This window comes from Streptomyces sp. NBC_00080, from assembly GCF_045041255.1.
Lineage (GTDB): Bacteria > Actinomycetota > Actinomycetes > Streptomycetales > Streptomycetaceae > Streptomyces > Streptomyces coriariae.
The window spans coordinates 1142034-1164761 of sequence record NZ_CP108235.1; the positions used below are offsets into that span (position 1 = coordinate 1142034).

The 22728-nt window shown below is 72.3% G+C and carries 18 protein-coding genes and 1 pseudogene; 9 read left to right on the forward strand and 10 right to left on the reverse strand.

Features of this window, described 5'->3' with window-relative positions; translation table 11 throughout:
* Positions 1 to 122: 122 nt before the first annotated feature.
* From prcB to OHU34_RS05070, 4 genes are all read right to left on the reverse strand, one after another.
* Positions 123 to 986, reverse strand: a complete 864-nt coding sequence (prcB, locus tag OHU34_RS05055) for a proteasome subunit beta (protein WP_405765000.1) — start codon at positions 984 to 986, stop codon at positions 123 to 125.
* Between the two features lie 86 nt (positions 987 to 1072).
* Positions 1073 to 3415: a glycoside hydrolase family 65 protein gene (locus OHU34_RS05060; protein ID WP_142267510.1), complete on the reverse strand. Its 2343-nt coding sequence runs from the start codon at positions 3413 to 3415 to the stop codon at positions 1073 to 1075.
* Entirely contained in the window at positions 3412 to 4182 is a 771-nt protein-coding gene (locus OHU34_RS05065; protein WP_405765002.1) for a beta-phosphoglucomutase family hydrolase, read from the reverse strand. The genes OHU34_RS05060 and OHU34_RS05065 overlap by 4 nt, the downstream gene beginning before the upstream one ends.
* Positions 4183 to 4239: 57 nt before the next feature.
* Positions 4240 to 4635, reverse strand: coding sequence for an SgcJ/EcaC family oxidoreductase (locus OHU34_RS05070; RefSeq protein ID WP_020129056.1), 396 nt, complete (start codon positions 4633 to 4635; stop codon positions 4240 to 4242).
* 63 nt (positions 4636 to 4698) lie between these two features.
* On the opposite strand from OHU34_RS05070, the gene OHU34_RS05075 reads away from it, so the two are divergent.
* Both OHU34_RS05075 and OHU34_RS05080 read left to right on the forward strand, forming a co-directional pair.
* Positions 4699 to 5379, forward strand: coding sequence for a nucleoside/nucleotide kinase family protein (locus OHU34_RS05075; RefSeq protein ID WP_405765006.1), 681 nt, complete (start codon positions 4699 to 4701; stop codon positions 5377 to 5379).
* A gap of 10 nt (positions 5380 to 5389) precedes the next feature.
* The gene (locus OHU34_RS05080) at positions 5390 to 6025 is read left to right on the forward strand and encodes a DUF6461 domain-containing protein (protein ID WP_405765009.1); all 636 of its coding nucleotides are present in this window, start codon (positions 5390 to 5392) and stop codon (positions 6023 to 6025) included.
* Here the strand turns inward: OHU34_RS05080 and OHU34_RS05085 are convergent.
* From OHU34_RS05085 to OHU34_RS05110, 6 genes are all read right to left on the reverse strand, one after another.
* On the reverse strand, positions 6015 to 7871 hold the full coding sequence (locus tag OHU34_RS05085) for a hypothetical protein (protein WP_405765011.1): 1857 nt from the start codon (positions 7869 to 7871) through the stop codon (positions 6015 to 6017). The genes OHU34_RS05080 and OHU34_RS05085 overlap by 11 nt on opposite strands.
* Positions 7872 to 7920: 49 nt before the next feature.
* A complete protein-coding gene (locus OHU34_RS05090) occupies positions 7921 to 9639 on the reverse strand; it encodes a hypothetical protein (protein ID WP_405765014.1) in 1719 nt (572 codons plus the stop codon).
* A gap of 2 nt (positions 9640 to 9641) precedes the next feature.
* Entirely contained in the window at positions 9642 to 10544 is a 903-nt protein-coding gene (locus OHU34_RS05095; protein ID WP_142267503.1) for a carbohydrate ABC transporter permease, read from the reverse strand.
* Positions 10541 to 11452, reverse strand: coding sequence for a carbohydrate ABC transporter permease (locus tag OHU34_RS05100; protein WP_142267502.1), 912 nt, complete (start codon positions 11450 to 11452; stop codon positions 10541 to 10543). The genes OHU34_RS05095 and OHU34_RS05100 overlap by 4 nt, the downstream gene beginning before the upstream one ends.
* Before the next feature lie 110 nt (positions 11453 to 11562).
* Positions 11563 to 12891 (reverse strand): extracellular solute-binding protein, encoded by a 1329-nt coding sequence (locus tag OHU34_RS05105; RefSeq protein ID WP_142267501.1) that lies wholly within the window; start codon positions 12889 to 12891, stop codon positions 11563 to 11565.
* 277 nt (positions 12892 to 13168) lie between these two features.
* Entirely contained in the window at positions 13169 to 14302 is a 1134-nt protein-coding gene (locus tag OHU34_RS05110; protein WP_235034602.1) for an ROK family transcriptional regulator, read from the reverse strand.
* Positions 14303 to 14622: 320 nt separating this feature from the next.
* Between OHU34_RS05110 and OHU34_RS05115 the strand changes: the two genes are divergently transcribed.
* From OHU34_RS05115 to OHU34_RS05145, 7 genes and pseudogenes are all read left to right on the forward strand, one after another.
* A complete protein-coding gene (locus OHU34_RS05115) occupies positions 14623 to 15531 on the forward strand; it encodes a BadF/BadG/BcrA/BcrD ATPase family protein (protein WP_142267500.1) in 909 nt (302 codons plus the stop codon).
* 236 nt (positions 15532 to 15767) lie between these two features.
* On the forward strand, positions 15768 to 17684 hold the full coding sequence (locus tag OHU34_RS05120) for a phosphatase PAP2 family protein (RefSeq protein ID WP_230193928.1): 1917 nt from the start codon (positions 15768 to 15770) through the stop codon (positions 17682 to 17684).
* A gap of 21 nt (positions 17685 to 17705) precedes the next feature.
* Positions 17706 to 18095, forward strand: a complete 390-nt coding sequence (locus tag OHU34_RS05125) for a hypothetical protein (RefSeq protein WP_230193929.1) — start codon at positions 17706 to 17708, stop codon at positions 18093 to 18095.
* A pseudogene (locus OHU34_RS05130) lies at positions 18074 to 18483 on the forward strand (phospholipid carrier-dependent glycosyltransferase); the annotation flags it as partial. The gene OHU34_RS05125 and the pseudogene OHU34_RS05130, both read left to right, overlap by 22 nt.
* A 98-nt stretch (positions 18484 to 18581) precedes the next feature.
* Positions 18582 to 19505, forward strand: coding sequence for a MurR/RpiR family transcriptional regulator (locus OHU34_RS05135; RefSeq protein WP_054241013.1), 924 nt, complete (start codon positions 18582 to 18584; stop codon positions 19503 to 19505).
* Positions 19506 to 19808: 303 nt separating this feature from the next.
* Positions 19809 to 20189 (forward strand): hypothetical protein, encoded by a 381-nt coding sequence (locus tag OHU34_RS05140; RefSeq protein ID WP_020129043.1) that lies wholly within the window; start codon positions 19809 to 19811, stop codon positions 20187 to 20189.
* A 101-nt stretch (positions 20190 to 20290) separates the two neighbouring features.
* Positions 20291 to 22669 carry a SpoIIE family protein phosphatase gene (locus tag OHU34_RS05145; protein WP_405765021.1) on the forward strand — a complete coding sequence of 793 codons (2379 nt, stop codon included), beginning with the start codon at positions 20291 to 20293 and terminating at the stop codon, positions 22667 to 22669.
* The last annotated feature ends 59 nt before the right edge of the window (positions 22670 to 22728 follow it).

The following is a 22728-nucleotide window of genomic DNA, read 5'->3' on the forward strand; positions in this document are numbered from 1 at the left end:
TGCCGGTGAGCCTGCCCGGCGGGACAGGCTCACCGCAATGAGTGGCCGGAACCCGAGTGAAGAGTCCGTTCGCGCGAGGGCCCGTTACCCGCGCGGGCCCGATCGGCTCACGGCGTCGTCGCCTACGGGCGCGGCTGGGTGGCGTGGGGGCCGTCGGGCCTGTTGCGGCGTTGCTCGACCATCTCGTGGCTGAGTCGCTCCGTCTCCGCCTCCGGCAGCCGCTCGAAGCCCTCCTCGGTGACGACCGAGACGATCGGGAAGATGCGGCGGCCGATGTCGGGGCCGCCGGTCGCGGAGTCGTCGTCGGCCGCGTCGTACAGCGCCTGGAGTGCGGCCAGCGCCGCCTCGCGCCGGGACATGCCGGCGCGGTACAGCTTCTTCAACGCCCCGCGGGCGTACGGCGATCCGGAGCCCTCGGCGTGGAAGGGCGCCTTCTCGTACAGGCCGCCCGCCACGTCGAAGCTGAAGATGCGGCTCCTGGCGCCCGGGGCGGCCGCCGTGTCGTAGCCCGCGAGGAGCGGGACGACGGCGAGGCCCTGCATGGCCTGGCCGAGGTTCTGCCGGATCATCGTGGCCAGTCTGCGTGCCTTCGCGCCGAGGGTCATCGCGGCGCCCTCGACCTTCTCGAAGTGCGTGAGCTCGACCTGGTACAGCTTGACCATGTCCACGGCGAGTCCGACGGTGCCGGCGAAGGCGACGGCGGTGTGGTCGTCCGCCGGGTACACCTTCTCCAGGTCGCGCTGCGCGATGAGGTTGCCCATCGTGGCCCGGCGGTCGCCGGCGATCAGCACACCGTCGCGGTAGACGAGGGCCAGCACGGTCGTACCGTGCGGGAAGCTGTCCGGGGCGGCGCGGAAGCCGTCGGCGAACGGACTGCGCGTCGCCAGCAGTTCGGGGCGGTGCGCCGCCAGGAAGTCACTGAAGGACGAGCCGCCCGCCGTGAAGAACTCGTCCGCGAGCCGCCCGTCGTGCCCACTCTCCGCCATGCCACTCCCCCTCGCCGCCCGCGACTCCCCACTACCTACCAGCACCCGGCGGCCGGGAAACACGACCCCGGACGCCGGCCCGGTGCTCAGCGGGTGTTCGGCCCCCGGTGCGGCGGCTGCCGGGGCGTCGGCCGGTCCGGCACCGGCGTTACGGCGCGGACGACGGGGCCGTCGCCGTTCACCAGCACGGGAGTGCCGTGGTGCCGGATCGTCAGGGGGGAGCCTGACAGCAGGGTGTACGTGGCCTTGTCCGGGCCGATCTCCACCCTCAGTCGGCGGCCGAGGAGTTGGACGCTGAAGGCGAGCCGGCTGAACCGCTCCGGCAGCCGGGGGGCGAATCGCAGGCCCTCGCGGTCACCGCGCAGCCCGCCGAAGCCCGCGACCAGGGCCATCCAGGTGCCCGCCAGGGACGCGATGTGCAGCCCGTCGCGGGTGTTGTGCTCCAGGTCGGCCAGGTCCATCAGCGCGGCCTCGGTCGTGTAGTCGTAGGCCAGTCCCAGATGGCCGGCCTGCGCGGCGATCACCGCCTGGCAGCAGGCCGAGAGGGAGGAGTCGCGGACGGTCAGCGGCTCGTAGTAGGCGAAGTTGCGGGCGATCTGCTCCTCGTCGAAGTGGTCCGCGCAGGTGTACATCGCCAGGACCAGGTCGGCCTGCTTGACGACCTGTTTGCGGTAGAGGTCGAAGTAGGGGAAGTTGAGCAGCAGGGGGTACTGGTCGGGGCGGGTGCCGGCGAAGTCCCACTGCTGGTAGCGGGTGAAGCCCGCGTGCTGTTCGTGCACGCCGAGTTCGTGGTTGTAGGGCACGTGCACCGCTTCGGCCGCGTCCCGCCAGGCCGCGCTCTCCTCCTCGTCCACGCCGAGCCGGGCGGCCTCGCCCGGGTGCCGGGCCACGACGTCCGCGGCGGCGAAGAGGTTCGCCCGGGCCATGAGGTTGGTGTAGGTGTTGTCGTCGGCGACCGCGCTGTACTCGTCGGGTCCGGTGACACCGTCGATGTGGAAGGTGCCGTGCGCGTCGTGGTGGCCGAGCGAGCGCCACAGCCGCGCGGTCTCCACCAGCAGCTCGACACCGGTGGCCGCTTCGAAGTCCGTGTCCCCGGTCGCCGTGACGTACCGGACCACGGCGTCGGCGATGTCGGCGTTGACGTGGAAGGCGGCGGTCCCGGCCGGCCAGTACGCCGAGCCCTCCGAGCCCTCGATCGTCCGCCAGGGGAACGCGGCGCCGCGCAGGCCGAGTTGGCTGGCCCGTTCGCGGGCGGCGGGCAGGGTGTTCTGCCGCCAGCGCAGGGCCTCGGTGACGGCGCCGGGAGCGGTGTAGGTGAGCAGGGGCAGCACGAAGGTCTCGGTGTCCCAGAAGGCATGGCCGTCGTAGCCGGATCCGGTCAGTCCCTTGGCGGGGATGGCGCGTTGTTCGGCGCGGGCACCGGCCTGGAGCACATGGAAGAGGGCGAAGCGGACGGCCTGCTGGATCTCCTCGTCGCCGTCGACCTCGACGTCCGCGCGGGACCAGAAGTCGTCGAGGTAGGTGCGCTGGTCGTCGAGGAGGCCCGCCCAGCCGCTGTGCCCGGCCGCCGCGAGGGCCGCCTCCACCTGGTCGCTCATCGCGGGCCGGGAGCGGGCGCCGGACCAGCCGTGCGCGACGATCTTCTCCACCCGCAGCCGCTCACCGGGCTCCAGCACGGAGGTGACGGTGAGCCGGGCGACGTCGACGTTGCTCTCGCTGTCGACGGTGGTCCGCTCGGGGCCGGTGACCTCGTGGTCGGCGGCCACGGCCACCCGCAGTCCGCTGCGCTTCGTGCGGTGGACGAGCCGCAGCCGGCGGCCGACGGCCACGTCCTCCTCCGGCTCCAGCGGTGACTTCAGGGCACGGGCCGCGCGCGGGTCGCCGTTCGGGTCGGGCAGGCTCTCGTTGGTGACCAGCTCGGACTGGATCACCACCCGGGAGCTGCTGCCGACGGCCTCCACCTCGTAGGCGACGGCGGCCACCGCCCGCTGGGTGAGCGAGACCAGCCGGGTCGAGCGCACGCGGACCGTGGATCCGGCGGGCGAGGTCCACTCGCAGGTCCGCTCCAGGACGCCCCGGCGCAGGTCGAGCACCCGCTCGTGCGTGACGAGCCGCCCGTAACGCAGGTCGAACGGCTCGTCGTCGACCAGCAGCCGCAGGATCTTGCCGTTGGTGACGTTGATGACGGTCTGCCCGGACTCCGGGTAGCCGTACCCGGCCTCGGCGTAGGGCAGCGGGTGCAGTTCGTGGACGCCGTTGAGGTAGGCGCCGGGCAGGCCGTGCGGCTCGCCCTCGTCCAGGTTGCCGCGCCAGCCGACGTGGCCGTTGGAGAGCGCGAAGACGGACTCGCTCTGCGCCAGGACGTCGAGGTCGAGCCGCGTCTCGCGCACGTACCAGGGCTCGACGGTGTAGGACCGGTCCTTGATCACTCCCGCCCTCCCCCGTCGACGCCGCCCTGGAGGCCGCCGAGGTCCGCGAGGTCCTTCACCACGATGTCGGCGCCGTGCGTGTACAGCGCGTCGCCCTGCCCCACCCGGTCGACGCCGACGACGTACCCGAAGTTCCCGGCGCGGCCCGCGTCCATCCCGGCCAGCGCGTCCTCGAAGACGGCCGCCCGCGCCGGCTCGACGCCGAGGTCGCAGGCGGCCGCCAGGAAGGTGTCGGGGCGCGGCTTGCCCGGCAGCTTCCGCTCGGCCGCCACGACGCCGTCGATCCGTACCTCGAAGAGGTGCTCGGCGTCGATCGAGCGCAGCACGTCGCGGGTGTTGGCGCTGGAGGAGACGATCGCCGTCCGCAGGCCACGCGCGCGTGCCGCCGCTATGTAGCGCAGGGTGCCGTCGTACGGCCGGACGCCCTGGGTGCGGATCTTCTCCAGGAGCAGCTCGTTCTTGCGGTTGCCCAGCCCGTGGACGCTCTGCGCGTCGGGCGGGTCACCGGGTTCGCCCTCGGGCAGTTCGATGCCGCGGGAGGCGAGGAAGGTGCGGACGCCGTCGGCGCGGGGGCGTCCGTCGACGTACTCGTCGTAGTCGCGGGCCTCGTCGAACGGCCGGAAGTCCTTGCCTCCGCTCGCGTACAGGAACGCGTCGAAGGTCTCCTTCCAGGCGGCCGCGTGCACCGCGGCCGTTCGGGTGACGACCCCGTCGAGGTCGAAGAGGCAGGCCTGGATCGTTTCGGGGAGACCGAGCGTCGACGTCATACGGCCCTGGTTCCCCCACATCGGGCCCCTCACCGGTGTGTTGCGCGCCACATCCGGTCAGTCGTGCGGGAAGGAGTGGTGCTCGTGGGCGATGAGCCAGCGGCCGTGCTCCTTGCGCAGGCCGAAGGTGAGCCGCAGCCGCAGGCTCGGACACTCGGCGAGTTCCTCGGGCGTGCCGCAGCGCAGCAGGGCGTGGGCGTAGGCGACGTCGTGGCCTGCGGTGACGTCGAGGGTGTCGATGTCGAAACGGGCGCCCTGGGCCTGCCAGACGAAGAAGGGCGGCCAGGTCGCCCGGTAGGCGGCCAGGCCCCGGATGCCCTCGTGGGGCGCGGGTACGTCGTACATCACCAGGTCCTCGGCGTGCTGGTCGAGGACGGTGTCGAGGTCGCCCCGGTGGACGGCCTCGGCCCAGCGGGTGATCAGGGTGCGGATCTGCAGCTCGTCGTCGGACACGGTCGTCCTCCTTTCCTTGCGGCCTTGCGGGTCACCTTCCAGGAGACTGCGACACTCTGCTGTGTGCTTACTTTCGACGATCTGCTCGTACGTGCCCGTGCCCTCGCCGGGGACGGCCGCAGACGCGCGCTCCTCGGTATCGCGGGCGGTCCGGGCGCGGGCAAGACGACGCTCGCCGAGCGTCTGGTGCGGGAGCTGAACGGCACCGGCGATCCCTGGGTCGCGCACGTCCCGATGGACGGCTTCCATCTCGCCGACGTGGAACTGGACCGCCTCGGCCGACGGCACCGCAAGGGGGCGCCCGACACCTTCGACGCGGCCGGTTACGCGGCCCTGCTGCGGCGGCTGCGGGAGGAGACGGACGGCGAGGACCTGGTCTACGCGCCGGGCTTCGAGCGGGAGCTGGAGCAGCCGGTCGCGGGGGCCGTGCCGGTGCCGCCGACGGCCCGGTTGATCGTCACGGAGGGCAACTACCTGCTCGTCGGCTCGGATGCGTGGACGCGGGTGCGGGCCGCCCTGGACGAGGTGTGGTTCTGCGAGACGGACGAGGACGAGCGGGTCCGCCGGCTGATCGCCCGGCACGAGGAGTTCGGCAAGGGCCACGAGGAGGCGGTGGCCTGGGTGCTGCGGAGCGACCAGCGCAACGCCGAGCTGGTGGCGGCGACGAGGGACCGGGCCGATCTGGTCGTGCCCCTGCCCGTCCGGCCCCGGCCCGCCGGGGGCGTTGTCGGTGCCACGCGTTAGCTTCGGTCCCATGACCGACGGAATCGTGTGGCTGGTGGATCTGGACGGCTGGATGTCCAGCGTCGTGTTCGCGCGCGGGATCTCCCCCGAGGAGCTGGCCCACCGCATGGGAGCCGAGCCGGACGGGGCCACGGAGCCGATCACCGACGCCGAGGTGTGGCAGCTCGGGATCACGCAGTGGCGGCCGGCCGAGGACGGGGACGGCGTGGTCCGGGTGGGCAGATCCGGGGACTGGTCGTTCGCCCTGGAGTACGGGGACTCGACCGGCGGGGACCTGCTCGCGGAGATATCGCGCGACGGCGTGGAGGTCGTGCGGTACGTGCCGCCCCAGGAACACCCGCCCGCCGACTTCCACTACGCGCGCGACGGCGTGTTCGTGTCCGGCTACGGGCTGCGGGAGGAGGTGTGGCGCTGGGGCGCCGAGCCGGATCTGCTGCTGCCCGAGCTGGTCGCGGCGGGCATCCTGTCCTCCGACGGAAACACCTTTCTCCCGCCGGAGGACGAGGACTACCGGACGGGCTACCGTCACAGCCTCGGCGTCGTGGAGCGGCGGTTCGGACTGTCCCTGTCCCCCGCGTTCCTGCGGGACGCCCGGCTGCCCGCGTACGCGGTGCGCGGCACCCCGCGGATGACCCTCAGCCCCTGACGGCGGCGCGCAGCGTCAGCGTCGGCTCGGCGTGCGCGTCGTCGGGGCCGAGAACGGCGGTGAAGGCGTCCGTCCGCACGGTCAGGCCCTCCTCGGCCCACTCGACCGCGACCGTGAGCGGCTCCTCGGTGCCGTGGCGCACCGCGAACACGTGCAGGTCGTCCGGCGCGTCCGGGAGCGGTCCCGCCTCCAGCGCCGTCGAGCTGACCAGGTGGCGCCAGCCCTCGTCGGGGTTGCCGTAACCGCGCGGGTCGGCGGCGAGCGCGAAGGCGGCCTGCTGCTGGGTGAGTTCGGTGCGCGCGTCGAAGTGCTCCGCGCCCTCGGCTTCGGGGTGCGTGAGGCGCAGGCCGCCCGGTGAGGAGACGGCTCCGTGCGCGGTGCGCCGGACCCGGTCACCGTCGTCCTCGGCGTAGGGCAGGCCGGCCAAGAGGTACGGCGTCCCGTCGAGGCGCTCCACGGCCACCGTCGTCCACAGGGTGGTGCCGTCGGTGACGTACAGGGAGCGCACGCTGCGCAGGACGTGGTCGCGGCCGACGACCGGCTTGGTGACCAGCTTGGCCCTCAGGCCGTCGGCGCGGGCGTCGCGGACCCGGACCTCGCCCATCGGCCGGCACAGCAGGAAGCCGTCGGTGACGGGGCCGAAGCCGTGCTGGCGGTTGACGGCGGCGGGCAGGTAGTAGGTACCGGCCGCCTCGACGACCGCGGGGGTCATCCGGTCGTCGAAGGCCACCGAGACCGTGCCGGCGCGCAGTTGGTGCCGTGCGGGCCCGGTGGACGGTTCGCGGTGCCAGCGCGTGGTGTCCTGGATCTGCCAGACCAGCATCCACGCGAAGTGGCCGTCGACGCCGCCGTCCGCCTTGACGGCGTGCCGTGCCCAGCGGCTGTCGCCCCGGTAGCGGCCCAGGTCGGCGCCGATCCGGGCGCCGAAGTAGCGCAGGCCGAGGACGGACTCGAAGGCCGAGTGCTGCTCGCTGTAGCGGGGGCCACCGTTGTCGAAGCCGCCGCCGGTGAGGCGGGCGTCGAGGTAGCGGGCGAGCGCCTCGCCGTCCTCCGCGAAGACCTCCTCGCCGCTGACCCGGTGGGCCTGGGCGAGGAAGGAGAGGGAGATCGGGCCGTAGTTGTTGTCGTAGGCGCCGCCGTGCTCGGGGGGCAGCAGGGCGCCCCGGTCGCGGACCCGGTGGGCGCGGATCTCGTCGGAGTACAGCGCGAGGGCCCGAGCGCGGACCGGCTCGCCGTCCTCCGGCGCGAGGTGGCGGGCCAGCATCAGGCCGCCGACCACGCAGCCGATGGCCTGGTTGCCCGCTTCCTGCGGGTTGAAGAAGGTCGCCTCGGTCAGCCAGCTCCAGTAGCCGCGCGCCACCTCCAGCAGCTCGGCGCGCCGCTCGTCCGGCACCAGGCCGTCGGCGGTGTCGAGCACGTTCACGGCCTGGAGCAGCGCCCACACCGTGCTCGGCCAGTCGCCGACGGGGTGCGCGCCGGCCGCCAGGGTGTAGCGGGCGTACGGGAGTCCGGAGCCGCGCACCCTCAGGTTGGGGTAGCCCGGGTTGTCGTCCCGGTAGACCCGTTCGCGCAGGTGGAAGGTGAGGCTGCGGTGCACCGCGTCCGGGAGCCGCGGATCCTTGGTGCGCTGCCAGGCCAGGGCCAGCAGGGAGGTGATGCCGAGCGAGGTGTCGCCGATGTCGTCGACGCAGTCGGGGTGCTCCAGGTTGCCCTGCGGGGTCAGGCGGCGCAGCGCCTGTTCGGTGACGTCGGTGAGGACGGCGTCGTACGCCTGCGGGGTGTCGGGCAGGTCGTGCAGCGGGCCGCGCTGGTGGGGGAGGTACGCGGGAGGGGACGTAAGGTCCACGGGGATCAGCCCTTCATGCCTGAGATGGCCACGGCGTGGGTCGTCGGAGTCACACGACAGGTGCGGGCCGGCGGGCGCGCAGTGCGAGGGTCAGCGTGTGCGGGCCGAGTCCACCGATGTGGACGCGGTTCCCGGTCGTCGCATCGGTGCCGCCCACCACGGTCCAGTCCTGACCCGGGTCGTACCGCAGTACGTCACTCCGCTCCGGCCCGGCAAGCGGTTCGCCTGCCTCGACGTCGGCCTCGACCCGGATCTCGTCGTGGCCGACCCGGTAGGTCATCGGCCCGGTCGTCAGGCACCAGCGCCCGTCGCCGATCGGTAGGGCGCCCTCCGGCACGCCACCCGGCCGGAAGGTCAGTTCGAGGGCCCAGGGCACCCGTGGTCCGCTGATGTCGATCCGCAGGTCCGCACCGTCCTCCCGCAGGTCCACCTCGACACGGGTCGTGTGGGAGACCTCGTCCCGAGGCCGGTCCGGGAAGGCCATCGCGGCCGAGAAGCGTCCGTCGTCCGCCAGCCGGTAGGCGCCGTCGTCCCGTCGCCGGTCCGGCGGCAGCGGCTGGTAGTAGGCGGCCGTGAGGGTTTCGGAGAGCCGGTAGCGGTGGTCGGCGAGCTGGTGCATCTCGGCGGCGCGGAACGGGCCCAGGTCGAAGAATCCCCGTGAGAGCCGGACCGCGTCGAGGACGGCGTCGCCCGCGAACAGGCGCAGGAAGGTGGGGTTGCAGGCGAGGCCCGAGCGGATGCGCCGGTGCGCGGGCACGTCGGAGCCGCCGTACACCACCGTGTGTGCGGTGGCCGAGGCGCGTGCGGCGAGACGGGCGGTGGTGAGGTACCGGTCTCGGGGCACTCTCTCCACGGCCGGTGCGGGCAGGACGCGGCACAGGTCCGGGGTGAGGAGGGTCTGGGCGAGCAGGTCGGGGTCGTCGATACCGCCGGCGGCCGCCAGCCGTGCCGCCCGGCCGAAGTCGCCCCGGCCGGTGCGGATCGCGAGCAGCCGGTAGTGCGGCAGGTAGGGCGCCAGCGGGAACGGGTGGTTCTGGTCCTGCCGTCGCGAATGGACGGTCTCCACCGTGCCGTCCGGCCTGATGAGGTCCAAGGTGGTGGCGAGATTGCGTTCGACGGCGTCCAGCAGGTCGGCGCGGCCGAGCACATCGGCCAGCAGGAGCAGCGACGGGTTGGACACGTGGGCCGCGTAGTTGGCGCTGCGTTCCGAGTACAGGCCCTCCGCGTCGATGTCGACGCCCTCGGCGAGCCACTCCTCGGCGCGGTCGAGCAGCCGGTCGTCCGGGAACGACCGATGCAGCCGGGCCAGTGCCGCCGACAGCTCCCAACGGTGGTTCGGGGTGTGCACCCCGCCGGTCAGGAGGGCGCCGGAGGCGGCGCCGGCGATCTCGGCGAGCGCGGCCGTGACGTCGTGCAGTTCCGGCCCCGCGCCGGCGGCGAGGACGTACGCGTCGCACACGTCGTTGACGGTGAACGCGGAGTCCGGGGGTGACTGCACGTTGTCGCCGCCGGCGAAGAGGCCGGTGGGTGTCTGCGCGGCCCGCAGGGCGCGGAGGTGGGTCGTCGCGGCGGTGACGGCCTGCTTGCTGCCCTGGAGTGCCGAGTCGGTGGAACGGTACGCCGCGACCAGAGTCTTGACCCGGCGGGCGAGAACCCGGTGGGTCACACCGGCGGGTTCCTCGCCGGGGCCGGCCGCCAGCGGGGCGGCCAGCCGGTCGGCGGCGCCGGCCACCGCGCGGACGAACTCGTGGTCGAGCGGGGTGGGCAAGGTCAGTCCTTCAGTCCGGCGTTGATGTCGGCGTTCATGACGTACTTCTGGAACACCAGGAAGACGACGATCAGCGGGATCATGGAGATGACCGACCCGCCGAGCAGCACCGACCAGTTGATGTTCTGCGCCCCTACGAGGCTCTGGATGCCGATCTGCACGGTGAACTTCTCGGGGTCGTTCAGCATGAGCAACGGCCAGATGTAGTCGTTCCACCGCCACTGGAACGACAGGATGGCGAGCGTCAGCATGATGGGCCGGGAGAGCGGCACCATGATCCGCAGGAAGATCGACAGCTCCTTGGCGCCGTCGATGCGGGCGGCCTCGATGAGCTCGTCGGGGACCGTCAGGAAGAACTGGCGGAACATGAAGCACCCGGTCGCGGTGAGCAGGGCCGGGAGGATGATGCCGGCGAGCGAGTTGTAGAAGCCCAGGTCGCGGACCACCAGAAACAGCGGGGCGAGCATGACCTCGGCAGGGAGCATCGTGGTGGCCAGGATGCAGAGGAAGAAGGCCTTGAGCCATCTGTTGTCGTACTTGGCCAGCGCGTACCCGGTGCAGCAGCTGACACCCACCGTGAGGATCGTCGCGATCACACAGACGAGGGTCGTGTTGATGAAGTACTGGGCGAAGTTGGCGCTTGCCCACGCTTCCTTGTAACCCGACACGGTGGGGTTCTGCGGGAGCACCGTCAGCGGGAGGGAGAACAGGTCTCCCGCCGGTTTGAAGGAGCTGAGGACGAACCACAGCACCGGGATCCCGTAGAGGCCCGCCAGGACCCACAGCAGAGTCGTCGGGGCAATCGCGCGCCGAAGCCCGCCGGTCGCCGACCCGCGGGACCTCTTCTTGGAGACGGCCCGTACGGAGTCGGCGTCGGACTTGCGCGGCATGTCTGTGGTTGTCATCGGTTCTCCACCCGCCGGTTGACCATCATCTGGATGATCGCGACGCCCATCAGGATGAGCATGAGCACGAACGACGCGGCGCTCGCGTAGCCGATCTGGCCTGCCTTGAACCCCGTCTGGTAGATGTACTGGACCAGCAGGTTGTTCGACGTTCCGGGTCCGCCGCTGTTGAGGGAGGCGAACACCGCGTATTCCTTCATCGCGTGGATCGTGTTGAGCAGGATGACGATGAAGGAGGTGGGCGCGATACTCGGCAGCGTGATGCTGATGAACTGGCGCCACGGACCGGCGCCGTCGAGCGCCGCCGCCTCGTAGTACGACGTCGGTACGTTCTTGATCGCCGCGATGAACAGCAGCATCGAGAAGCCCGTCCAGGCCCAGGCGGCCGCCACCACGACCACGATCAGTGACAGGTCCGCGTTCGACTGCCACGGAACGGCGCTTCCGCCGAGCTTCTCGATGAGGTAGTTGACCAGTCCGAAGTTCTCACCGAACAGCCATCGCCACAGGACGCCCACGATGATGGGCGACAGCAGCCACGGGATGAAGAAGAAGAGCCGGGCGACCGACGCGCCCTTGGCGTGCTTGCTCACCAGCACGTTGGCGATGAGCAGCGACAGCACGAAGTTCAGCGGAACGAAGAGCACGGTGTACAGCAGCGTGCGGGTCGTCGCGTCGTAGAAGGTCGAGTCCCCGAGCAGCTTCTGGTAGTTGTCCAGTCCGACGAACTGGAACGACCCCACGCCCGTGTAGTTCGTGAAGGAGTAAACGAGCCCGATCACCGCCGGCCAGACGAAGAACAGCGCGAAGAGCACGACATTGGCCGCGATGAGGACGAGCGGCGCAAGGGTGTACTTACTACGGCTCCTGGGCGGGCTCACGGACACGTCCGAGGCTCGTTTTGTCATCTTCCTGACTCCGTGCTGGTGGATGGGATTGCGGTGGGCTCACATGGGCCCGGCATCACGCGGACGTCCAGGTCCGGGCGGCGGTGGCTCGCACCGCCGCCCGGACGGGCCTACTTCACGCCGCCGACCTGCTGGTTGTAGCCGGCCACGATGTTCTCCAGGGCCTTGTCGGCCGACTGCTCACCGTTGATCGCCTTGCCGATCTCCGCCTTGGTCGGGTCGTCGGTGAGGCTCTTGCCGTTCAGCGCCCAGTTCGTCTGCGCGACGTTGAAGTAGCCGGAGATGGGGGCGTAGAGCGGAATCGACTCGTTGTAGAGCTTGAACGCCGCCTGCGCCGCCTCGGACTTGAAGGGGTACGTCGGGTTCAGGCCGCTCTCGACCGGCAGGAACCCGGACGCCTCGCACAGCGCCTTGTAGTGCTCGGGCTCGTACAGCCACGAGATGAACTTGTTCGCGGCGGTGGCCGCGTCGCCGTTGTTGTTGAAGCCCACGACCATGCCGCCGCTGTTGACGTCGCTGGCCTGCACCGGCTCGGCGGGGGTCGGGACGCTCGCCCACTCGAACTTCGTGACGCTCTCCGCGAAGGAGGCGACCTGCCACACACCGGACCAGTAGGCGACGACGTCACCACTCTGGAACATGGCCGACGGGTCGGCGCCGCTGGTCCACACCGACTTCGGCATGGTCTTGTCGTCGTTCCAGCCGACGAAGGTGTTCACGGCCTTCTTGGTCGCCTCGTCCGCCGAGAACTTGCCGGAGGAGTCGGCGTGCATGTACTGCCCGCCCATCTCGTACACCATGGCGCGGAGTCTGGACGGCGACTGGTCGAACGTCAGGGAGTACTTGGCCTTGGTCTTCTCCCGGACCTCGTTCGCCGCCTTGATGAACTCGGTCCAGGTCCAGGTCTTGGAGGGCGAGGTCGGGTAGGAGACGCCGGCCTTGTCGAAGAGCGACTTGTTGATGAACATGCCGGACGCGGTGACGTCCGAGGGGATGGACAGCACCTTCCCGGACGAGTCCTTGGCGACGAAGTTGGCGTTGATCTTGTTGGTCTTGTTGTTGGCGATGGAGCTGAGGTCGAGCAGCTTGTTCGACCAGATCGGGTCGATCTTCGGCACCGCCGCCACGTCGGGCAGGGAGCTCGCCTGCGCGGCGTTGCGCAGCTTCGCGTCGTAGCCGTCGTACGGGATGTTGACGAGCTTGACGTTGACGCCGGTTTCCTTCTTGTACGCCGCCACCGACGCCTTCCAGCCCGCGTCCTGCCCCGGAACCGTGGAGATCCAGAACGTCAGCGACTTGGAGGTCCCGCCCGAGTCGGATCCCGACCCGCAGGCGGAGAGAAGCAGGGCACCTGCCGCGGCCCCGGCAGCGAGGGGAACCAGGCGGCGTATGCCGCCGCGGCCGAGTCGGCGGGAGCGCCGCACACCCACAGTGGTCATCTTCGATCCCTTTTTTTCGTCGTAGGGGACGGAGCACGGCGCCGACCGAAGCGGCACGGGTGCATTTTGCAGGAAGGTTGCTTTCCGGTGGCGTCGGCCTCGCCCGGCCGCGTCGCCTCTACGGGTGGGATCCCCGGCCATGAGGGCCGTCGTCGCACAAGCACGCCCTCGTGCGGCTGCCGTACTTCACGTACGGGCGGGATGCTCAACCCAAGCCGGCGTCCCGACCGACTTAGAAAGCGCTTGTCCGGACATTGGCAGACTGAGTCGCGGGCCGTCAATCCTTGGCCCGCGCGGCCTCGGTCACGGTTTGGACTCCCCGGGCGACCGCGAGCCGCGCGGCACCCGCGACGGTGCCGGTGTCCCCGACCGTGCTGCTGACCACCTCGGTGGGCCAGCTCAGCCGCCCCAGCTCGGCCCGCACACCCGGCAGGAGCTGCGGATCGGCGCCCGTACTGCCCCCCAGCACGATCAGGCCCGGGTCCAGCACGGCGGTCACGGCGGCGGCCAGCCGGCCCACGTCCGCGGCATGACGGCCGACGACCTCGAGGGCCGGGGCCCGGCCCTCCCCGGCGAGGGCGAAGAGCCGCTCGGTGGTGCGCGGACAGGGGCCGTCGGTGCCCTGCCAGGCCGCCGCGGCCCGGCGCAGCAGGGAACGTGCCCCGATGTACTCCTCCAGGGCCTCCTGGCGCGGTTCACGGCCGTCGTCCCAGGGATAGGGCAGCCGGGCCAGCTCTCCGGCGGCACCGTTCGAGCCGCGCAGCACCGAGCCGCCGACGACGATGCCGAGGCCGATGCCCACGCCGATCCGCAGATATCCGAAGGTGTGCCGGCCGCGCGCGGCCCCCTCGTGCAGCTCCGCGAGCGCGGCGCAGTTGACGTTGTTCTCCAGGTGGACGGGCACGCCCGGCGGCAGCGCGACGGCCATGGCGTCGAAGACCGGACCCGCCTTGGCGGTCGCCGGGCGCATACCGCTGCCCTGCCGGTCCCGCGCGGCCACGTCACCGACGGCGACGACGATGCTGCGCAGCGGAAGGCCTGCGGGCAGCGCGGTGAGCGCCTCGCGTACGGCGTCGGCGGCGTCCGTCCGGGAGGCGGTCGCCTCGGCGAGCAGGGAGCCGTCCAGGGCGCAGCTGCGGACCCGGGTGAGGGCGGGGCCGAGGTCGACGGCCAGCACGGCCCCGGCGGCCGGCCCGAGGCAGTACACGGCCGCGGAACGCCCGGTGCCGCCGGAGGAGGTCCCGGAGTGCGTGGCGAGCCGGGCGCTCTCCAGCTCCGCCACGGCGGCCGACACCGTCGGCTTGGACAGGCCCGCCAGGCTCGCGAGCTGCGGCCGGGTCGCGCTGCCCGCCTGGGCCAGCACGGCGAACACCGCACTCGCGCTCTCCGTCAGGCGGGGGGCTTCCGCCACGTCGAGTTCCACAGTTTCCCCCACACGGGTACAGGGCCGCGCGCCCGGACCGGTCGTCCCGGCGGGCTGCGGCGATGGGATGCTCCGACGTCGCGCGTTCCCGTCCCGCGGCGGCCCGACGGGAGCCTGGACGGTCGAGTGCGCGATTGCTCTTGACGCACTGTACTTCGTTAGTTAACTTCCTAACGAACTTCACGGTACTCGCCTGCCGTGCTCGTCAGAAGCCCGTCCCGGGGCTTCCCTAGTTCACCGATCCGCAATCCCTCAGACACGGTTCGCCCGCCGTCGCAGCTCGACGCAGCAACGACGAAAGAGGATCCGTGCAGGACTCTCCACCTTCGGCCGCCCTCGTGGTCGGCGTCGACGTGGGCGGCACCAAAACCCATCTCCGCGCCCTCACGGGCGACGCCGTCGTGACCGACCACGTCCGCGCCAGCGCCGGCTGGCGGCCGCACGACGCGGCCGCCGCCGCACGTTGGCTCACCCGCCTCGTCCGCGAGACGCTGCCCGGGGGCATGCGCCCGGCCGCCGTCGCCGTGGGCGCGCACGCCTGCGAGACACCCCGCCAGTGCGCGGAGATCCGCGATGCCCTTCAGCTCTCCCTCGGTGTGCCCGCGCGCGTGGTGGGCGACGCCGAACTGCTCGTACCCGCCGCCGGACTCGACAAGGGCGTCGGCCTCGTGGCCGGCACCGGCTCGGTGGCGGTGGGCCGGCTCCCGGGCGGCGACCCCGTCCAGGTCGGCGGCTGGGGCGCGGTCCTCGGCGACGAGGGCGGCGCCGCCGGTCTGGTCCGCGAGGCGGCCCGGGCCGTATGGGCGGCCCACGACCGCGGCGAGGAACCCGGAGCCCTGGCCCGGGGCCTTCTCGCCGCTTTCGGCGTACCCGAGGTCCCGGCGCTCGGCGCGGCCCTGGAGGGCGCCTCGGACGTCTCCGCCGAGTGGGGACGGCGCGCGCCCGCCGTCTTCGCGGCGGCGGCCGACGGCTCCGCGCTCGCCCGCTCCGTGATCGCCGACGCCGGTACGGCGCTCGCCGCGCTCGTCGCCCGCCTGGCCGCACGCGGCGTCGCGGTCGACGACGTGGTCGTGGCGGGCGGCACGGTGCTCGGCCAGCCGGCGCTCTACGAGGCGTTCGCCGCCGCGCTCGCCGACGTGGTGCCGGGGGCGCGGCCGCAGCCGCTCACCGTGCCGCCGGTCGAGGGCGCGGTGGCGTTGGCGCGTGCCCTCCTGTGAGGCGCGGTCCGCTCGTTCACCCGCAGGACACGCACCGGTCGCCGGGTCATCGCGGAAGCGACACGACTCGGCCGTAGATCTTCGCTCGTACGCGCCTTCCGGCTCACACGTCGTCACCAGACAGACGGGCCGCACCCGATCGCACGTGCCCCGCACGTATCCCCGCACGGATCGCCACAGGTATCCCGCACGTCCTCCCCGGCCACACGGCCGAAGAACTCGAGAGAGGCACACTCATGCCGTCACCCGCCGGGCAGTCCACCCCCTCGGCCGTGAACAGAAGGCGCTTCCTGAAGGTCTCCTTCGGTGGCTCGGCCGCCCTGGTGGCCGCCCCGACGCTCGTCTCCTGGCTGGGCGCCGCCGACGCGAAGGCCGCCGCCGGCCCGCTGCCGTTCGTCGACGACTACAAGACGAACATCACGACGAACCTCACGCCCGAGACCAACGCCGTGGTGCGGATCCTGGGCGGATTCGCCCAGGTGTGGAAGACGGGCGCCGCCTGGAACACCGGCACCCCGCTGCGCCCGGAGATACTGCGCGCCAACATGCGCTACTGCATCGCGATCACCCGTTCCCGCACGGAGGCCGCGGGCCGGCAGGCGTTCGTCTACGACCGTCAGCACCAGAGCTACGCGATGATCGCCGGACTCGGTCCCCTGACGGATCTTTACAAGACCGGCGCCCAGGCCGTCACGTCGATCACCAGCGCGCCGGACACCACTCCCGCCACCACGATCAGTGACGCCGTGCCCGCCGACGCGCCCGCCGGCTCCGCCATCGGCGCCGGCTCCTACACCTCCGACCTCGGTCAGGTCGCCAAGCTCGTCGACACCGTGCGCGGCCCGTTCGCCTCCGGCAACCCGGGCAAGTACGCCTTCCAGTACCCGCGTCCGTGGCGCATGAACGAGAACAGCGAGGTCGTCGACACCGGGAAGACCGATGCCCTCGGCTTCCCGGTGTACGACTCGAAGGTGGTCGTCGTCCCGCAGCTGCTGCGTCAGCGCGGTACCTCCGCGGCCGACGACGGCGGCTTCCCCAGCGGCCACACCAACGCCTTCCACCTGGCGTCGCTGGCGTTCGCTTACGCGGTGCCCGAGCGGTTCCAGGAACTGGTGACCCGCGCCCTCGAACTCAGCCACACCCGGATCGTCTCCGGCATGCACTCCACGGTGGACGTCCTCGGCGGCCGCATCATGGCCACCGCCCTCGCCGCCGCCGCGCTCGCCGACCCGGCCAACGCCGCCCTCAAGGCGGCCGCCCGCGCCCAGGCCCTGGCCTACTTCACCGAGAAGACCGGCACCACGGCCGACACCCTGCCCGCCTACGCCCACTCCGACCCCTCGGACGCGTACGCCGACCGGGAGGCCAACGCACGGGCCAACGGGCCCCGCCTGACCTATGTCCTCGAGCGCCAGGGCCGCAGGACACCCCTCACCGTGCCCAAGGGCGCCGAGGTGCTGCTGGAGACCCGGCTGCCGTATCTGACGGCCGCCCAGCGCCGCGAGGTGCTGCGCACGACCGCGCTGCCCTCCGGGTACGTCATGCTGGACGGCTTCGAGCAGTGGGGCCGGCTGAACCTGTTCGCCGCGGCGGACGGGTACGGCGCCTTCGACTCCGACGTCACGGTCACCCTGGACGCGTCGAAGGGCGGTTTCGACGCTGCCGACGTCTGGCGCCACGACATCGAGGGCGAGGGCGGTCTCACCAAGCGCGGCTCGGGCACGCTCACGCTGACCGGGCACAACCGCTACCACGGCGGCACCGTGCTGGCGGAAGGCGTGCTCGTCGCCGGGCACGCCAATGCTCTCGGCCAGGGCGATGTGCGGCTGACCGGCGGCACGCTGCGCGCGGACGCCCCGGTTCGGGTGCGCGGCGCGTGGGCCCAGGAGTCCGGCGCGGTGCTGGACCTGACCCTGCGCGGGCACCACGGGCCCGTCCTCACGGTGTCCGGGCGGGTCCGGCTGGACCGGGGCGCCGTGCTGTCGCTGCGCCTGGACGCCGACCGGCCGCCGGCCGCGGGGACGACGGTCCCGGTGATCGACGCCTCCGCGCTGCGCGGTCAGTTCGACCGTGTCGAGCTGAACTCCGACCACCTGCGCGCCGTACCCGTGTACACGGCGGACGGTCTGTCGGTACGACTCCTGAAGCGGTAACACCCTTCGCGGCGGGAGCCGGTGCGCAGCGAGCCCCCGAGGCGGCTGCGCACCGGCCCCGGCCGCCGCCCGGCCGGTGTCACCGCACGGCGGACGATGGCGACCCCACCGCATCCGGTCCCGGAGACCACCCCCGACGCGGAGCCGGCGCGGCCCCCGCGGTCGGCCCGCCGGCGTCTGCTCGTCCCGGTCCTGGTGGCCGTCCTGCTGACCCAGACGGCCGTCGCGATGGTCACCACGGCGGTACGGCGGACCCCGACCATCGACGAGCCGGTGTACGTCGCCGCGGCGGCCGGCTGCCTCCACGAACACCGGGTGCGGCTCAACCCGGAGCACCCGCCCCTCGGCAAGCTCGTCGTCGCCGTCGGACGGTGCGCCGACGGTGAGCACCCGCGGTGGTGGGGGCGCTGACGGTGTTCGTCGCCGTCAGCTCGGTGCGGACGTACCCCTACCACCTGCCGTACTGCAACGAGGCGTTCGGCGGACCGGCCAGGACGCCTCTGCGGCTGCACGACTCCGACGTGGACCGGGGCCACGACCTCGGACGGCCGGCGGACCGGCTGCACGGCCGCTACCGGGGGAAGCGGGTGTGGCTCGTGTACGAGGGCAGCGGGGTGCCCGCCTACTACGGCATCGAGGCCCCTCCGACCCGAGGCGGGTGGCGCCGGGGCAGGCGCACGGGCTGCTGGTCGTGTCGGACTCCGCGGTCGCCGAGGCCAGGGACGGGCCGGCCGTGCTGCTGCGCTCCAGCCGGCCGGTCGACGAGGTCGGCGACTCGATCACGCTGTACCGGCGGTAATCCACGATCACCGGGTGCGTCAGGGGCGTCTTCACGCACCCTGTCGGGCGCGGTGGCTGAAGTATGTTGAGCCCGTGGAAGACAAAGGAGGCGCACCGGTGCCATCGCCGCAACAGGCACGCGCACAGGCATCCGCGATCACCTCGGGCAGAACCGGTCCGGAGACGGAGGTGTCCCCGACCTCCCGGCTCAGGGCGCTCTTCGACGGACCCCATCTGTCTCCGGGGCAACGGCGCATCGCCCAGTATCTGATCGAGCACATCACCGAGGCGGCGTTCCTGTCGATCACCGACCTCGCGGACCGCGTCGGGGTCAGCCAGCCCTCGGTGACCCGGTTCGCCGCGGCGGTCGGCTTCAGCGGGTATCCCGCGCTGCGGGAGAGGCTCCAGTCGATCGCGCTGGGCGCCCTGGCCGGGGGTCCGGCGGCGGCCGAGGTGAACCGGAGCAACGAGCTTCAGGCGGCGGTCGAGGCGGAGATCGAGAACCTGGAGAACCTGCGGCGCGACTTCGCCGACCCGGACCGCGTCATCGACGTGGGCCGCAAGCTGTCGCAGTCGACGCCGCTGACCGTCCTGGGGCTGCGGATCTCCGTCTCGCTCGCCGAGTACTTCGCCTACGCCGCCCGCCGGGTCCATCCGGACGTGCGGCTGGTGACCCGGGGCGGCAGCGTCGCCTACGACGCGCTCCTGCAGTCCCGGGAGGCGGGCGGAACCTGGGTGCTTGCGTTCTCGATGCCGAGGCACGCGCAGGAGACGCTGACCGCCGTACGGGTCGCGCGCAGCGCCGGTCTCAAGGTCGCGCTGATCACCGACCTGGCGCTGGGGCCGGTGGCCGACGAGGCCGACGCCACCTTCGCCACCGGCACCGGATCCCGTCTGGTCTTCGACTCCTACGCGGCTCCCGGCGTGATGGCCGCCGCGCTGCTCCAGGCCATGACGGACGCGGGCCCCGAACGCACCCAGGCGCGGCTCGAGGAGTACGAGCAGATCGCCGAGCAGCACCAGTTCTTCCTGCGTGAGTGACCGGCCTCCCGAAGGCCACCCCCCTCCCCCGGCAATACGCAGAGGGATCATTGCGGGCATTTCGCGCATGAATGTTTTCATACGTCTTGCAAAGCAGTCGGCATATATAAATACTGCTCACGGCCGCATCCGCCCGCCAAGGGCTCATGTACGGGCACCCGAAGCCGCCGTCCCCTACCCGCGTCGGCGCCCAGGGTGTTCGGGGCATCGCTTGCGCGAGCGCCCGTGGTGGCCCCGGTCTTCCCCTGGGCCGGGGCCACCCCCAACCGTCGGACCACCGTCACGACGCCAACACCGGAAGCGATGATCATGACCCTGACGACGACGCGCATCAGCTCGGACTGGCCGTGCCAGGTCAAGACTCCCGGCAGCTACGACTGGGAGCGCTCGGCGGCCAAGTGGCTGCGCGAGCTGGTGCCCGCGCGCTACGCGAGCTACCCGGCGCTGCTGCGCCACCCGGTACTGCTCGCCCGTCATGCGCAGATCCAGGTCCAGAACGAGGTCCGGGTGGCCCGCACCGCTCTGCAGACCGCCCGCGCCGACCTGCCCCGGCTGGGCCTGCCCGAGTCCGTCATCGAGCACACGATCAAGATGTACGCGGCCGAGGTCATGCAGTTGCAGCACATCGCCCGCAGCGTCCGAGCGGTCACCCAGGCCCTGGTCGAGCAGACCTCCGGACGCTGACCGGGAAGATCCGTTCGCCTCCCCCGGACGGGCATCACGCCTGGCGGGAGCGTTGCCGCAAGACCCCGATCGAAGTCACCCGGATGTGCCATGCTCAAGGCGTGACGAGCGAACCCGCCCTGCCCGCACAGTCAGGCGACGTGCCCGACGTGGCGGCACTGACCCGGGTCGTGGCGCGCCAGCGCGCGGAGCTGGACCGGCTGCAGGATCTGGCGGCCACCGCGGCGGTGCTGGAACGCGCCAAGGGCGCGGTGATGGCGCAGCTCGGCTGCTCGCCGGACGCCGCGCAGGAGGAGCTTCAGCAGCGGGCCAAGGCCAGGGAGCGGACGCTGCTCGAGGAGTGCTGGATCAGCCTCGGCGCGCTCTGCGCCCAGCCGCACGGCGCCGCCGAGCCGACTCCGGCCGAACCCCCCGCGGTGAGGACCACGCCCGGGCCCGCCCCCGACGAGATCGACGCCGCGGCCCTCGGCCGCCTGAGCCGGGCCCTCGTCCGGGTCTGCACCCCGCACGATCTCGCCCGATGCCTGCTGGACCGGCTCGCCGTGGACGTGGGCGCCGGCGCCGTGATGATCTTCGCTCGGCGGCCGAGCGACGGACTGGAGCTCATCGGGCACGCCGGCATCGACAGGACGCTGGCCGAACAGTGGAGCCGGGTGCCGCCGGTCGGCGGGATCGCCGCGCTGGACGCCCTCACCGCCGGGCAGGCCCGCTGGCTGGAGAACCTCCGGGAGGACGGCGAGCGGTACCGGCTGATCGGGAACCCGCCCGAGCGGTGGCCGTCCCGGGCCTGGCTGCCGGTGAAGACCGGCGAGTCGGCCGACGTCGTGCTCGGGATCCTGCGCCACCGCGAGGGCGCCTTCCCGCCCCCGGTGCGCGAACACCTGCTGGCCGTCGCCCGGTTGTGCGCCGGTCCGCTGCACACGTTCGGCACCCGGCCGGACCCCGTCGGCGAGGCCGCGGACGCCGTGCAGACGGTGCTCGACCGGCTGCCCGTCGCGGCCGTGCTCCTCGCCCCGCTGCGCTCCGCGTCGGGGGACGTCGAGGACTTCCGCATCGATGCCGCGACCAGCGTGACGTCCGACGCCGTGGGCCGCAGCGGGCGCGAGCTGGTCGGCCTGCGCTTCCTGGAGTGCTGGCCGGAGGTCGCCCGCGATCCGCTGTGGGAGGGTTGCCTCCAGGTGCTGGCCGACGAACGGCCCTACGAGAGCGAGCCGTTCGCCCGGCAGCAGATGGTGTCCGGGGTCAGCGAGCTGGCCACCTACTCGGCGCGGGTGAGGGGGTTGGGCGACGGGCTGGTCGTCAGCTGGGTCCGGCACGATCCCTCCGACCGGCAGGAGCAGCGGCTGGCGGACGTGCAGCGGCTGGGCAACCTCGGCTGGGTCACCTGGAACCTGGACACGGGCGAGGGGAACTGGTCCTCCCAGGTCTTCAGCATCTTCGAGCGCGACGCCGCACTGGGGATCGTCCCGCTCTCCGGGCTGCCGCGCCTCGCCTCCCCCGAGGACCTGCCGACGCTCGCCCGCGCCGTCGGCGAGCTGGTGCGGCACGGCCGGCCGTGCGATCTGCCGTTCCGGATCCTCACCCGGACCGGCGTCCGGCATCTGCGGGTGGTCGCCGAGGCCGTCTCGGACGCCCACGGCACGCCCGTCGAGGTGCACGGCTTCGTGCAGGACCTCACCGCGCAGCGCAGCGCCGAACTCGCCCTCGTCGCGAGCGAGCGGGCCATGCTCACCCAGCACGGGGTGCTCGAGGCCGAGCGCCTGGTGGCCGCCCGCCTGCAGGACGCGCTGCTGCCCCTGCCGAAGGAGCCCGTCCGGCTGGCCGGGCTGCGCGTGGACATCGCCTACCTGCCCGCGCAGTCGGGCCTCAGCGTCGGCGGCGACTGGTTCAGCGCCATCGAACTGCCCGACGGCGACGCCCTGTTCGTGGTGGGTGACGTGGCCGGGCACGGCATGGGCGCCGTGGCCTCGATGGCCCTGCTGCGGTTCACCGCCAAAGGCATGGTGATCACGGGTTCGACGCTGACCGGAGCCCTCAACCGCCTCAACGCCCTGCTGCTGCACTCCCGCGACCCGCACGGCTCGGCCACCATGATGCTGGCCCGCTACAGCCCGCGCGCACGACGGCTGGAGTGGGCGCAGGCCGGCCACCCGCCGCCGTTGCTGGTGCGCGCCGGTGAGGCGCACTACCTGGAGCGTCCCTTCGGGATGCTGCTCGGCGCGACCGACGCGCCCCGCTACGAGGCGGCGGAGGTCCGCCTGGAGCCCGGCGACCAGATCCTGCTTTACACCGACGGTCTGGTGGAACGGCCCACGGAGAGCATCGACCGCGGCCTGGAGCGACTGGCCAGGGCCGCCGCACCCCGGCCCGGCGCCGCACCCGCCTCGCTGGACCAGTTGCTCGGCGCGACGCTGGAACCCGAGGGACGGGACGACGTGTGCGTGCTCGACATCCGGGTGCCGGCGGACGCCGAGCGGTAGGACGGCTCAGTCGTCGCGGTGCCGCCAGTACCACAGCGCCCCGACGACGACGGCCAGCA

Excerpts from the sequence above, each read along its gene's own strand:
- OHU34_RS05100 (WP_142267502.1), bottom strand. The coding sequence starts at position 11,452 with ATGACAAAACGAGCCTCGGACGTGTCCGTGAGCCCGCCCAGGAGCCGT.
- OHU34_RS05080 (WP_405765009.1), top strand. The coding sequence starts at position 5,390 with ATGACCGACGGAATCGTGTGGCTGGTGGATCTGGACGGCTGGATGTCC.
- OHU34_RS05120 (WP_230193928.1), top strand. The coding sequence starts at position 15,768 with ATGCCGTCACCCGCCGGGCAGTCCACCCCCTCGGCCGTGAACAGAAGG.
- OHU34_RS05140 (WP_020129043.1), top strand. The coding sequence starts at position 19,809 with ATGATCATGACCCTGACGACGACGCGCATCAGCTCGGACTGGCCGTGC.
- OHU34_RS05095 (WP_142267503.1), bottom strand. The coding sequence starts at position 10,544 with ATGACAACCACAGACATGCCGCGCAAGTCCGACGCCGACTCCGTACGG.
- prcB (WP_405765000.1), bottom strand. The coding sequence starts at position 986 with ATGGCGGAGAGTGGGCACGACGGGCGGCTCGCGGACGAGTTCTTCACG.
- OHU34_RS05105 (WP_142267501.1), bottom strand. The coding sequence starts at position 12,891 with ATGACCACTGTGGGTGTGCGGCGCTCCCGCCGACTCGGCCGCGGCGGC.
- OHU34_RS05065 (WP_405765002.1), bottom strand. The coding sequence starts at position 4,182 with ATGACGTCGACGCTCGGTCTCCCCGAAACGATCCAGGCCTGCCTCTTC.